Source organism: Myxococcus guangdongensis, from assembly GCF_024198255.1.
Lineage (GTDB): Bacteria > Myxococcota > Myxococcia > Myxococcales > Myxococcaceae > Myxococcus > Myxococcus guangdongensis.
The window spans coordinates 121,590-134,717 of the sequence record NZ_JAJVKW010000015.1 but is presented as its reverse complement, the minus strand read 5'-3'; the positions used below and the strand labels follow the sequence as shown (position 1 = coordinate 134,717).

General features: G+C 70.5%; 11 protein-coding genes. 4 read left to right on the top strand and 7 right to left on the bottom strand.

The window, feature by feature from the left end:
• The first annotated feature begins 158 nt into the window (after positions 1 to 158).
• Positions 159 to 1,808, top strand: coding sequence for a HEAT repeat domain-containing protein (locus LXT21_RS35895; protein ID WP_254042738.1), 1,650 nt, complete (start codon positions 159 to 161; stop codon positions 1,806 to 1,808).
• A 2-nt stretch (positions 1,809 to 1,810) separates the two neighbouring features.
• On the opposite strand, the gene LXT21_RS35890 is transcribed toward LXT21_RS35895, so the two are convergent.
• The 3 genes from LXT21_RS35890 to LXT21_RS35880 form a co-directional block, all read right to left on the bottom strand.
• Positions 1,811 to 2,398, bottom strand: a complete 588-nt coding sequence (locus tag LXT21_RS35890) for a suppressor of fused domain protein (RefSeq protein ID WP_254042737.1) — start codon at positions 2,396 to 2,398, stop codon at positions 1,811 to 1,813.
• A gap of 20 nt (positions 2,399 to 2,418) precedes the next feature.
• Positions 2,419 to 3,837 (bottom strand): hypothetical protein, encoded by a 1,419-nt coding sequence (locus LXT21_RS35885; protein WP_254042736.1) that lies wholly within the window; start codon positions 3,835 to 3,837, stop codon positions 2,419 to 2,421.
• 154 nt (positions 3,838 to 3,991) lie between these two features.
• Positions 3,992 to 5,059, bottom strand: coding sequence for an alkene reductase (locus LXT21_RS35880; protein ID WP_254042735.1), 1,068 nt, complete (start codon positions 5,057 to 5,059; stop codon positions 3,992 to 3,994).
• 65 nt (positions 5,060 to 5,124) lie between these two features.
• Between LXT21_RS35880 and LXT21_RS35875 the strand changes: the two genes are divergently transcribed.
• Positions 5,125 to 6,027 carry a LysR family transcriptional regulator gene (locus LXT21_RS35875; RefSeq protein ID WP_254042734.1) on the top strand — a complete coding sequence of 301 codons (903 nt, stop codon included), beginning with the start codon at positions 5,125 to 5,127 and terminating at the stop codon, positions 6,025 to 6,027.
• A gap of 123 nt (positions 6,028 to 6,150) precedes the next feature.
• A complete protein-coding gene (locus tag LXT21_RS35870; protein ID WP_254042733.1) occupies positions 6,151 to 6,999 on the top strand; it encodes a (R)-mandelonitrile lyase in 849 nt (282 codons plus the stop codon).
• Positions 7,000 to 7,008: 9 nt separating this feature from the next.
• Here LXT21_RS35870 and LXT21_RS35865 read toward each other — a convergent pair whose 3' ends face one another.
• Both LXT21_RS35865 and LXT21_RS35860 read right to left on the bottom strand, forming a co-directional pair.
• Positions 7,009 to 7,716 (bottom strand): hypothetical protein, encoded by a 708-nt coding sequence (locus tag LXT21_RS35865; protein WP_254042732.1) that lies wholly within the window; start codon positions 7,714 to 7,716, stop codon positions 7,009 to 7,011.
• Between the two features lie 39 nt (positions 7,717 to 7,755).
• Complete coding sequence (locus LXT21_RS35860) at positions 7,756 to 8,451, bottom strand: pirin family protein (protein WP_254042731.1); 696 nt, start codon at positions 8,449 to 8,451, stop codon at positions 7,756 to 7,758.
• 231 nt (positions 8,452 to 8,682) lie between these two features.
• Here LXT21_RS35860 and LXT21_RS35855 point away from each other — a divergent pair, with 231 nt between their 5' ends.
• Entirely contained in the window at positions 8,683 to 9,513 is an 831-nt protein-coding gene (locus LXT21_RS35855) for a LysR family transcriptional regulator (protein WP_254042730.1), read from the top strand.
• A gap of 8 nt (positions 9,514 to 9,521) precedes the next feature.
• Here LXT21_RS35855 and LXT21_RS35850 read toward each other — a convergent pair whose 3' ends face one another.
• The gene (locus LXT21_RS35850; RefSeq protein WP_254042729.1) at positions 9,522 to 9,938 is read right to left on the bottom strand and encodes an EamA family transporter; all 417 of its coding nucleotides are present in this window, start codon (positions 9,936 to 9,938) and stop codon (positions 9,522 to 9,524) included.
• Between the two features lie 65 nt (positions 9,939 to 10,003).
• Entirely contained in the window at positions 10,004 to 13,111 is a 3,108-nt protein-coding gene (locus tag LXT21_RS35845) for an efflux RND transporter permease subunit (protein WP_254042728.1), read from the bottom strand.
• Between the last annotated feature and the right edge of the window lie 17 nt (positions 13,112 to 13,128).

The following is a 13,128-nucleotide window of genomic DNA, read 5'->3' as shown; positions in this document are numbered from 1 at the left end:
GAGGAAGCAACGACGAACCGCACCGAGCAGGACGACGCGAAGCGTTCTGTCCAACGCCTGGGTCCGCCACGACATGAGGCGCGAGGCCGCGCGAGCCCCGCCCCGTCGTGTCAGAATCCCTCGCGCCATCCATCTCCCTCGGGGGCAGCGGGCCGCGCATGACTGGACACGAAGACCTCGATTCGCTGTGGCGAAAAGCGCGACCCGATGACCTCGCGTCCCTGCGGAGGCTGGATGCCGCGCTGGTCCGCTCCGGCTACCAGGTCCGAGGCAAGACGGTGCGCGAGTGGATTGCCGCGTCCGCCCAGGACCGCATCCGCTGGTTCGATGGTCGGGAGGCCAGCGACCGCATCCTCGAAGCGGGGCTCGCGGCGGTGCCCGCGCTGGTGGAAGCGCTGACTCGCGCGGATGCGGCGGCTTCGTGGCAGGCCTCGCTCAACCTGCGTGGACAGTGTGTCGCGGCGCTGGGCACCATCACCCCGCTCCCCACCTGCGCGATTCCGACGCTCCTCGACGTGCTCCATCAGCCCGTGGCCCGCGTACGTCGGATGGCGTTGGCGGTGCTCGCGCGCATGCGTCCGCGCGCCAGCACCCTCGCGCTGCGCGCCGTCCTGCCATGTGTCGAGGACCCAGGAGACCCACAGACGCGGGTGCTGGCGACACAGGTGCTCGCGGCGATGCAGGCTCCGCTGCCGGACGAGGTCCGCGCCGCCGCGCTGGCACGGCTCGCGGATGTCCACCCCGCGGTGCGCCGGGCGGGGCTCCAGGTCCTGACGCGCTTCGGGCAAGACGAAGCCGCGCTCACCGCGATGGAGGAGCACGCCATCCTGGACGACGAGAACCGGCTCGAGGCCCTGCGCATGCTGTCAGGGCTGGCCCCGTCGCGAGCCATTCCAAGGTTGCTCGAGCTGGCGAGCAGCGCGAGGGCGCGCAAGCGTTCAGGACCGGCTCCGCTGGCCTGGAAGGGGCCGCTCGGGGAGACGCGGCGGAGCGAGGATGGGAAGAAGGCCCTCCTGTTCATCGGCCAGTTGGGGGCACGGGGCGCGCAAGCGCTGGCGTCGCTCGACGCGCTGCGGGCCGTCGAGGTCCTGGCCCCGTACGCGGACGCCGTCATCGACGACATCACGCGCGCCGTCCTTCGCCAGCAAGCGCCACCTTTGCGAACGGACCGCTTGAAGGAGCCGCTCTGCGCCGCGCTGATGGCGGACATCATGTGGCCCACCGAGAGCACCCCGGAGCCCTTCGAGGCGCTGCGCCCGTGGCTCGCGTCGCTGGTCTCCTCCGGCGCGGAGACGAAGGTGCGCGTGGCGCTCGCGGCCACGAGGCGGGTGCTCGGCCTGTGGGAGACGCAGCATCCGAACAACGACGGACCGCGCCGCGCCGTCATGGCCATGGACCACTGGTTCGTCGAGCCCACGGAGGCACACGCGGCCCAGGTGGCCGAGCTGGGCAATCTCACCCCCAGCCAGTTCTTCGCACCGGATGCCTTCTCCGCCGCCTGGGCGGTGAACCACGCCAGCCGGTGTCTCTCGCGGCCCGCCGAGACGGACGAGGACTCGCTGAGCGCCTGCGTCCAGGCCGCGTGCCGCGCGCTGAGCCGCCAGTCCGTCATCACCTTCGCGCTGGGCACCAGCCAGGAGCCCTCGGAGCCGCTCGGCCCGCTCGAGGCGGCCCGAGAGGTCCACCGCGCCATCCTGGACGAAGTGCTGCCCTGGGCCTGTGGCGCCTGGGACCCCGTGCGCGACCCACCGCGACTGCGCGCCACCCTGCGCGCGGACGGCTGGCGTGTGCGTGGACAACCCGCCTGAGCTCAGACGAGCGAAGGGCGGCGGACATCCGCGGGGCTCAAGTCGCTGGCATCCAGGAGCTCGCTGAAGGCGTCGAACCCCTCCTTCTGGATGAACGCGTACTCCGCCTCATGCAGCGGCACGAGCCAGCACAGCTCGATGTGCTGAGGGCCCAGATGGAGGCCGCCGAACTCCTCGTCCTCCCCGACGGCTTCGTCCACGAGGAGCGCGCGGGTCGGCCACGCTTTCGGCACCCGCTCCGAGGGGGGGATGGCGCGGCCCGGCTCCACCTTCACGTCGTCGCGGCGCGAGTGGACGACGAAGTCCATGAGGAAGCCGGCGACCTCCTCGAACGTGGCCCCTCCCAGGTCCGCGGGGAGCACGAGCAGGAACTCCGAGCGCGCCCCTCCCTCCCGAGCGAAGGAGGACGCCCCGACGGTGGCGAAGCGCGCGACGGGTGACTCCGCGGTGGCCGGGAAGAAATAGACCTCGATGACGTCGGTCTGCCGGGAGAAGCGCTGCCTGTCGCGGGGCATGCCCCAGTGGCGCAGGTAGGCCCCCAGCACGACGGTCCGCCGGAGGTCTTGTTGGAACAGCTCGGGTGAGTCCATGCGGCCAATCTACCGTCACGTCACTTCGTGGCGGGCGCCGTCGTCTTGACGGGCTCCGGCCGCGGCGGCGCCTGGAGCGGAGGGAGCGACGCGGTCAACGCGCCCACGTAGAGCCGGCCCCAGAAGCCATCGGGCTGCTGGGCGGCGAAGAGCTTCAGCCCGGTGGCCTGCGCGGTGGCCTGTCGCGCCTCCAGCGACGGGCTGATGCCGAAGACGTTGCACTCCACGTCCTCCTCCCAGACGCTGTAGCGACAGACATACTGGGTGCCACGTCGGAAGCCCACGTCCAGGGCCCGCACGGAGGGGAGCGCCTTCGCGACGCGCGCCCCCATGGGCTCATGGTCTCCATCCCAGCTCACCTGCGTGGTGCGCGCATGGACACTCCCCGTGAGCACCAGCGTCCACGCCTGGGAGCGCTTCGCCTGGGCCTTCAACAGCACCTGGGCCATCCACTCCTCGCGCTCGTTGCCGTGCGCCTTGTCGGAGTCGATGGCGACCACGGTCACGTCCTTGCCGGAGACGCGCAAGCGGCGCGCCTGCTCGACGAGCCACAACATGGCACGGCTGCTGCGCCCGTCCTGGTACACCCGGCGCCAGAAGGCGCTCCCCGAGAGGAGCTCCTGCAACGCCGAGGAGTCACCCGAACTCTCGAGATAGCGCTCGAGCAGCGGCTGCTCCACGTCGGGGATGGACAGCGCCAGCGTCACCGGCAGGTCCCGGGACGTGGCCTCGCACAACATCCGCAGCGCCACGGACGGCAGCTCCTGCGTGCCCAGCGGGTCCGCCACGAGCAGGACGCCCCCCGCGGAGAACAGCGACGCGGCGCCCTCCACGGGAGCACCACACGAAGGCGCGACGACGGGGGCGCGATCCTCCTCGCCGCCGCTCTCCATCACCACCGAGCGCATGGGCACGGGCGGATTGCCGCCCACCAGCTCCAGCGCGGGAGCCATCTCCAGCGCCGCGATGAGCCGCTGCTCCACGCCCATGTCTCGAATGCCCTGCGCCGGCCTGTAGCCCTCCAGTCCGGGCAGGCCCTTGAAGTCGGCCAGCACCTCCACCTGCCTGCTGGGCGTGCCGGGGGCCTGCGCGGCGAAGGCCGGGTCATGGATGTAGCGGAGGCGGAAGACGCGGACGACGGACTGCCGGGGACCGTGTCGCTCGCCCTTGATGTAGAAGCGCTCCGGCGGCGAGATGTCCGGGATGAAGGAGGAGAACATCTCCAGGCCCCCCTCCTTCTCCAGCACGTCGAAGCGCCCCGTCTCCAGGATGTGCCGGGCCGTCATCATCGCGTCCTCGACGGGCACCTGGTAGACGAGCTCCTCCGCCGGAACCTCGTATTGGCCCGTCTCCGGGTTGTACTGGGTCGCGATGCCTCGCATGGGGCTGGCGCATCCCACGAACCCCAACAGCCCCAGCATCACTCCGGACCATCGCATCGAAGCCTCCATGACCAGGCTGCGTCCATCCCTGAACGACTGGCGCGCGCCGGACATATTCCTCCACCGCCCGATTCGTGGGAACTCCGGCCCACGCGAGCACCGGCCCGAGCGGACATGGCCGGTCGCCCGTTCCGGGAGTGCGCTTCGCGCTTCACATCACAGAGGGCGTGCCGCGCGGGTAGTCCGTATACCCCTCCGCGCCACTGCCATGGAGCAGCTCCATGCGAGGCTCCGTCAGGGGGAGCCCCTCTCGTGCGCGCGTGACGAAGTCGGGGTTCGCGATGAACGGCGAGCCGAAGGCCACCAGCTCCGCCTGCCCGGCGGCGAGGGCCGCCTGGGCGCTCTGGGCCGTGAAGCCCCTGTTGGCGATGAACGTCCCTCCGAAGGCGGCGCGGAGCCCCGCCACCGTCGTCGGCAGCGCCTCGTGAGCGTTGCCCACCACGTGGACATAGACCAGGCCGCGCAGCTTGCTGGCGACGTAGGTGTAGAGCGCGTGGATGTCGTCGTAGAGCGGCATGTCGACGTGGGTGTTGTAGGGCGACAGCCGCACGCCCACCCGGTCCGCGCCAATCGCCTCGGCGCAGTCGTGCGCCACCTCGACCATGAGCCGCGCGCGGTTCTCCAGGCTGCCGCCATGCGCATCCGTGCGCTGGTTGAGGTGCGGGTTGAAGAACTGCTCCAACAGGAAGCCGTTGGCCCCGTGCAGCTCGATGCCGTCGAAGCCGGCGGCGATGGCGTTCCTCGCGGCCTGGACGAACTCGCGCCGGACCTGGGCCACGTCCTCCGCCGTCATCTGCTCGGGCGTCGAGATGGGCCGTGGTCCCTGGGCGTCGGTGAAGATGTCTCCTTTCGCGGGCACCACCCCCGGCGCCACCAGCCGTGCGCCTGGCGGCAGGTTGAGCACATGGCCGACGCGGCCGCAGTGCATCACCTGCACGAAGATGTGGCCGTCCGCTTCGTGCACCGCGTCCGTCACCTGGCGCCAGCCGTCCACCTGCTCACGGCTGTAGATGCCGGCCTCACGAGCGAAGCCGAGGCCATTCGGTGAGGGGCTGGTCCCCTCGGTGATGATCAACCCCGCCTCGGCCCGCTGTCGGTAGTAGTCGCGCATCAGCGCGTTGGGCGTCCCGCCGATGGCGCGACTGCGCGACATGGGCGCCATGACGACGCGGTTCGACAGCGTGATGCGCCCCAACCTGTAGGAAGAGAACAGTGCCATGCGCGGAACATGCGCGGGCGAGGCGTCTCGGACAATCCAATCAGGATGGGATACACTGTCCGGCCATGCGGACAGTCGACCCGAATGGCATCATCGCGTTCCTGGAGGTGGTCGAGCGCGGCAGCTTCCGTGGCGCCGCGCGGGCCCTGGCCCTCCCCAAGTCGACGGTCAGCCAGCGCGTGGCGGTGCTCGAGGAGCAGCTCGGCGTCCAGTTGCTCCTGCGCACCACGCGCACCGTCATGCTCACCGACATCGGGGCCAGCTACCAACGCGAGGTCGCGCCGGCCGTGGCCGCGCTGCGGGACGCCGAGGCGTTGGTGAACGAGCTGCAGGCGCACCCGAGCGGGCGGCTCCGCATGAGCGCGCCGTTCGAGCTGGGCCAACGGTTGATGGGCGGGGTGCTCGCGGCCTTCGCGGAGCGGTATCCGCAGGTGAAGCTCGAGCTCGAGTTGACCGACAGGGAGGTGAACATGGTCGAGGAGGGACATGACCTGTGCATCCGCGTCGGTCCACTCCGGGACTCGCAGCTCATCGCCCGCAAGCTCAGCGTGCCCGCGCACGTGGGCGTCTTCGGGAGCGCCGCCTATCTCAAGAAGGCGGGCCGCCCCAAGCACCCGCGCGAGCTGTCAGCGCACCGGTGCTTGAGCATGGGCACCACCACCTCGCCGACGACCTGGGTCTTCACGGGAGCCCGGCCCGTGAGCATCCGGCCGGCCATCGCGGTGAACAGCTTCCAGGTGCTGTGCGCGCTGGCGGCCGCGGGGATGGGACTGGCGCGCCTGCCCCGCGCCCAGGCGAATACACGCGCGCTGGTGGAGGTCCTCGAACCCTTCGCGCCTGCGCCCCATCAGGCCTTCGCCGTCTACCCGGCCGCGCGGCACCCGAGCGCGGCGCTGCGCGCGATGCTCACGGTGCTGGGGGAGACATTCGGCTCCTGCGAGGCCGCGGTTCGCGGTGGAGAGGTGTAAGGGCTCCGGAGCCCCCTCCGCGTCGATTATCCAGATTCACTTCATGGCCCGTTCTCGATGTCGACATGGTCGGGTGCCCATGCACGGCCTAGGCTCCAGGGCACGGAAAGGCAGGACCACGACATGCGGACCCCATTCATCCTCACCCTCCTCCTTTCCTCCGCGGGATGCAGGCCCGCGCAGGAGGCGCCTGCCGCGCCGGCCGCTCGCGCGGATGGGAAGATGACGATTCAGCGCAGCGGCTCACAACTCACGAGGGTGGGCCCCGCCGCCAACTTCACCGGCACCGTGACCGTCGTACCGCTCTTCCAGGCCATGGAACACCGACAGGCCTCGGCGGCGTCCGTGTCGTTCGCGCCGAACGCCCGCAGCGCGTGGCACACCCATCCCGCCGGGCAGACGCTGGTGGTGACGTCGGGGACGGGTTGGGTTCAACAGTGGGGCGGTGAGAAGCAGGAGATTCGAGTCGGTGACGTCATCTGGACGCCGCCGGGCGTGAAGCACTGGCACGGCGCCACGAGCACCACGGCGATGACGCACACCGCGCAGCAGGAGAGCGTGGACGGCAAGGTGGTCGAATGGCTGGAGCACGTCACCGACGAGCAATACGGTGTCGCGCCAGTGGCCCCCTCCCCCGCGTCGGCGGCCAGCCCCGCGGTGAGCGTCCGCATCGCGGAGCTCGACATCGACCCCGCCCGCCTCGCCGCGTACCTCGCCATCGTACGACCCGAGATGACGGAGTCCGTCAGGACGGAGCCCGGGGTCATCGCGCTCCAGGCCGTGGCCGAGAAGGACAACCCGGCGAAGCTCACGTTCGTCGAACTCTACGCGGACGAAGCCGCGTACGAGCTTCACCGCTCGACGCCGCACTTCCAGCACTACCTCAAGGCGACGAGCGACATGATTGTCTCGCGTCGGCTGCGAGAGGCGGTGCCCGTCCAGCTCAGCATCAGGCCCACCGCATCCGAATGACGACCTGATTCACAGGGGCTTGAGCCGGTCCTCTGCCTCGACGTGTCTGGCGCGGAGCTTCCCCAGCGCGCCGGGCAGGAACGGGTCCTTCCCGCTCACCATCAGCTTCCACACCGACCCTTCATGGAAGCTGTCCCCCTTCAGCGCCTCGGGGACGAAGACCTCCGAGGCCACGTCCTTGGAGGTGAAGTGGAGCGGCAGGCCCCAGCCCTCACTGGCGAACACCACGGCGTCGAGCTCGGTGGCGTTCACCCCGGTGTTGCCATCGAGCATCAACACGCGAGCCTTCAACCGCGCCGTGTGCAGCTCGGCCGACTCGTCCCCGTGGTCTCCGAAGCAGCCGCCCGTGAGCTCCACGGACTTCGTCACGTAGCAGCACGCGCTGCCGCTGAAGCGCAGGTTCCTGGCGCGCACCTCGCCGAACACCACGAACAGGCTGATGTCGTAAGGGCTCGTCGACAGGTCGATGTCGCCGGCCACCTCGAGGTCTCCATCCACCACGAGAATCCACGGCGACTTGGGGACGAGCTTCTCGAGCCGCACGGGCCCGGTCACCAGATGAATCTCGGGCACGGGCTTGTCGTGCTGCCCGGCCCGCTCCCGGCTGTGCCCGAAGTTCTCGACGAACCAGCCAAAGGTCTCCGCCTCGTTCGCGGCCTCGAAGCGGGCCTTGATTTCGTCGAGCGGGACGACGCGTGTTGCCAGGTCAGGGAACATCGGGCCGTCATATCAAACGCGTCACTCGGAGAGAGCGCGTCAGGCCACGTCGATCCAGATCGCGGCGCTCGCGGCCGCTGCGCTCAACTGGACCTCCCCCTCCCCCAGCTCCGCGCCCTCACCGAGCGCCAGGTCCACCCCCGAGCCACCTCCCACCGCCTCCACCCGGACCGGCCCCGTCGTCGCGAGCAGATAGCCACGACGGGCGCGGCCGATGGAGAGTCGCTCTAACTGGCCCGCGGCGAGCGGGAGCCACCAGACCTTCACATCCGCGCGCAGCGACATGCCCTCGTCCCCCGCGATGAGCTGGCGCCCTGCCCCCGAGAAGTCTCGCGACGAGTAGACCGGCGGCCCCCCGTGGCTGTTCGGCCGGAACCACAGCTGGAGCATCCGCGTGGGGCGGTCCGTGTCGTTCCCCTCCGCGTGCACCATCCCGTTCCTCGCGGAGATCAACTGCGCCGTCCTGGGCCCCATCGTGGCGCCGTGCGCCTGGTCTCCGTGGTGGGACAGCGTCCCGTCCACGACGATGCTGAGGATCTCCATCTCCTCGTGCGGATGGAGCGGGAAGCGCGACTTCGGCGCGAACGTCGCGTCCGCGAGGACGAGCAGCGGCCCCAGCGGCCGCCCCCGTCCGGCGTGAGGCCCCACCGTCGCCACGAAGTGGTCACGGAGCGAGAGCCACGACAGGGTGGTTCGAGGCAGGGAGGCCAGCGGACGGTGTTCGAGGTGCGGCATGGGTGTGCTCTTTTCGGTGCGACAGCCGGAGAGGACCACCGCGCTCCCGGCGACGAACGCGCGACGGGAGAGCGTCACGACGTGAGCCCCGGGGCGTCGTCGGGCGACTCGAGGCCCTCTCGGTGGAAGGTGGGGTGGCGGTCCATCATCGCGTCCTCCTGCGTGGTGGGATTGATAGCCGGGGACACCTCGTTTGACACCTGCGCGCGGACGCACGGAGGATGTGCGTCCATGCACATCACCTGGGACGAGATTCAGACCCTCGAGGCGCTCGTCCGCACCGGCAGCATCGAGGCCGCGGGACGCGAGCTGTCACTCCGACACTCCTCGGTGTCCCGACGGGTCGCCGCGCTGGAGGCACGCCTGGGAACGGCGTTGTTCGCGCGGGGCGCGCGGCTGGTGCCTGGCACCTTGGCCCTGCGAATCGCCGAGCGGGCCGCGACCATGCGCACCGCGGCCCAGGACATCGAGGGCTTCCTGGGGTCCGAGCGGAGGGGCCGGGAACGCACCGTGGTCGTCACGACCAGCGACGTGCTGGCACCGCTCCTCTTCCGCGCGCTCGCGAAGGCCCGACCCGCGCAGGCGGTGGAGGTGCTCGTGAGCGACGACGAGCTGGAGCTCCTGCCCGGTCAGGTCGACCTGGCGCTGCGCCCCGGCCAGAACCCGAGCGGCGCGCTGCGCGGTCGGCGGCTCGGCCGGTTGAAGGTCGGCATCTATCGCGCGAAGGGCGGAGCACCGGACTGGCTCCAGCCGAGCGCCGAGCTGCGCGCCAAGTCCTCGATGCGGTGGTGGCGCGAGGTGCCCGGGGACGCGCCGGGCGCGGTGACGTGCAACTCACTCCTGGCCATGCGCGACGCGTGCTGCGTGGGTCTCGGGAGGGCCGCGCTCCCGTCCTTCCTCGCGCATGGAGACGCTCGGCTCCAGTTGGAACGGGAGCTCGACGGCGGGCCACCGCTGTGGCTCCTCGCGCCCATGGCGCGGGGTGTTCCCAAAGCGCTTCGCGAGACCCAGAGCGCCATCTTCACCGCGCTGCGCTCGACGCAGGACGCCTTCGCCGAGTAGCGCGGAGGTCAGGCGAGCGTCAGCAGCGCGCCACAGACCATGAGCACCACGCCCAGGACCAGCTTCCACGACATCGCCTCCCCCAAGAGCCCCCAGGCCAGGACGAGCGTGAGCGCCAGACTGAGCTTGTCGATGGGCGCCACCCGGGAGGCAGGCGCGAGCTGGAGCGCGCGGAAGTAGGCGAGCCACGACAGGCCGGTGGCGATGCCCGAGAGCGCGAGGAAGAGCAGCGTGCGCCGGCTGAGGGAGGGCAACGCGGCGCCCTCCCCCCGACTCAAGGCGATGCTCCAGGCGAAGACGAGCACCACCCCGGTGCGCAGCGCGGTGGCGAGCGTCGAGGGCACCCCCTCCACGCCCACCTTGCCGAGAATGGCCGTCAAGGCGGCGAAGACCGCCGATGCCAATGCGTAGACCCACCACGCCATGCTTGTGACTCCCGGGGAAGCAGCTCTCCGTGGCGCCGAGCCCCTGGCACCCCGGAGCGCGCACGCTACTTCGAAGAGGACACTCCAGGCTCCTCCGGATGCAGGGGCTGCTGGGGCCCACGTGCCTGTCCGCCCCCGAAGCGCAGATACAGCGACGGGACGAGCAGCACGTTGAGGATGGCGGAGGAGAAGAGCCCTCCCAGGATGACGACGGCCATGGGGTGTTCAATCTCCTGCCCCGGCTTGAGCCCCCCGATGACGAGCGGCACCAACGCCAGCGCCGTCGTCAACGTGGTCATCGCCATCGGCTGGAGCCGCTCCAGCGTGCCTCGCAGCACCAGCTCCCGTCCGAACGGAACGCCCTCCTCCTGCTCCAGATGACGGTAGTGGCTCACCAGCAGGATGCCATTGCGCGCGGCCACGCCCAGCACGGTGACGAAGCCCACGAGCGAGCCCAATGACACCACACCGCCGGTCATCAACACGCCCACCAACCCACCCACCAGCGCGAACGGCAGCGTCCCCAGGGTGAAGACCACCAGCCGCGGCGACTGGAAGTCCAGGTACAGCACCATGGCGATGCCCAGCACCGCGAGCAGGGACAAGCCGAACAGCCGCGTGCGCGCCGCCTGCCGCTCGGCGTACTCGCCCAGGATTTCCGCGTAGTGTCCCGCCGGCCACTCGACCTCCGCCAGCACCGCCTGGATGTCGTTGACCACCGCGCCCAACGCACGGCCACTGGCATCACACGTGACGTCGAGTCGCCGGGAGGCGCCCTCGTGCTGGACGATGTTCGGCACGGAGACCATCTCCACGCGCGCCACATCCCCCAGCCGCACGGGCGCTCCCGCCGCGGACATCAAGCGCAGCTCCTTCACCGCGGACACGTCCTGGCGCAGGGAGTCGTCACCCCAGACGACGACGTCGATGGTGCGCTCCTCCAGATAGACCTCGCCCACCTTGGTGCCTTGCAGCAGCGTGGCCGCGGCGCGCTGTACGTCACCCGGCGTCAGGCCCAGTCGTCGTCCCGCCTCCGCGTCCAACCGCACCTGGAGCTGAGGGACGAGCACCTGCGGCTCCACCTTCAGGTTCACCACGCCGGGAATCGCCTTGAGCTTCGCCTCCAGCTCCCCCGCCTTCGAGCGGAGCACCTCCAGGTCCGGCCCCCGCGAGCGCACCACGATGGAGCCGCTCGCGCCGCTCAGCACCTCCTTGATGCGCTCCTGCAGGTACGTCTGCACGTCGCGATAGAGGCCGGGGTAGCCCTCCACCACCTCGTTGATGTGGCGCACCGTCGCGGCGTAGTCGTCCACCGAATCCAGGCTGATCCACAGCTCCGCGAAGTTGGGCCCCACCACCTCGTCCGCCACCTCCGCGCGGCCGATGTGCGCACCGAAGTGCTTCACGCCGGGGATGGCCCGCAGCTCTTCACTGGCGCGCAAGGCCGTGCGCAGCACCGCGTCGCCGGACGTCCCGGGCTTGGCCACCCAGTGCATGAGGAAGTCCGACTCCTGGAAGTGGGGCAGGAAGCCCTCGCCCAACAGCGCCGCGAGCGCGACACCGCCCACGAGCACCGCGATGACCCCACGAAGCGCCATCCGGGGCCGGTCCATCACCCACGCCACCCAGGGCCCGACACGGCCGCGCAACCAGCCGCCCAGCTTGGGGGGATGCTTCTCCCGGCGCGACAGGAAGAGCAGGCACAGCACCGGCGTCAACGTGAGCGCGACCACCATGGACGCCCCCACCGCCAGCACGTAGGCCACCGCGAGCGGCCGGAAGAAGGCGCCGCTCACGCCCTCCAGGAAGAACACCGGGAGGAAGACGAGGATGACAATCACCGTGGCGTAGACGACGGCGCTGCGCACCTCCAGCGACGCCTCCAACACCACCTGGAACGCGGAGCGTGGAGCGCCCAGCAACCGGTTCTCCTCCAGCCGGCGCTGCACGTTCTCCACGTCGATGATGGCGTCATCCACCACCTCACCCAACGCGAGCACCAGGCCCGCGAGCACCATGGTGTCGATGGTGGCGCCCACCACGCGCAGCGCGACGATGGCCCCCACCAGCGACAGCGGGATGGCGACGATGCTGATGGCCGCCGTGCGCCAGTCCTGGAGGAAGGCGAACAGCACGACGATGACCATCACACAGCCCAGCACCACCGCGTGCTGGAGGTTGCCGAGCGCGGTCTCGATGAACGTGGCCGGGCGGAAGATGCCCGGGACGATGGTGACGCCTTGGAGCGCGGGGCGGAGCTGCTCGATCACCGACTCCACCTGCTCGGTGACCTCCAGCGTGTTGCCCCAGGGCTGCTTCTCCACGATGAGCAGGATGCCCGCCGTGTCGTCGACGATGCCCTCGCCGATGGGCGGCGGATGTCCCTCCTCCACGGTGGCCACGTCCGCCAGCCGGATGGCCGCGCCGTTGCGGAAGGCCACCGGGACCTCCTTCAGCGCCTCCAGCGACGCGGCGCTGAGCAGGCTCACCGACAGCCGCTGGTTCGGCGTGTCCACGAAGCCGCCGGACGACGGCACGCTCGCGTCACGCGCCACGCGCAGCACATCCTCCAGCCGCACGTTCGCGGCGCGCAGCCGCTCGGGGTCCACCTTCACCTGGTACTGACGGTCCCTCTGTCCCCAGATGGCCACGTTCGCCACGCCGGGGATGCCCATCAGCCGGGGGCGAATGGTCCAGCGCGCCATGTCCGACAGCTCCATCCGGTCGAGCGTGTCGGAGCGCAACCCCACCTTGAGCACGCGGCTGGTCGCGGACACCGGTGAGAGCATGACGGGAGGCCGGGCCGCGACGGGCAGCGTGGGCGCGATGCGCGCCAGTCGCTCCTGGACCAGCTGCCGGGCCCGGAACAGGTCCGAGCCCCGCTCGAAGATGAGCACCACCGAGGAGAGGCCGAGCACGGATTTGGAGCGCAGCGTCTGGAGCGCGGGCACCCCCGCGAGCGCGTTCTCCAGGGGCGTGGTGACCAGCCGCTCCACCTCGAGGCTGGAGAGTCCGGGGACCTCCGTCTGGATTTCCACCAGCGGCGGCGCGAACTCCGGGAAGACGTCCACCGGCATCTGCCGGAGGCTCGTGTAGCCCAGGATGAGCAGCAGCACCGAGGCGGCGATGGGAACCAGGCGGAAATGAAGGCAGGCGGCGATGAACTTTCGCATGTCGAGGTCCGTGCTCC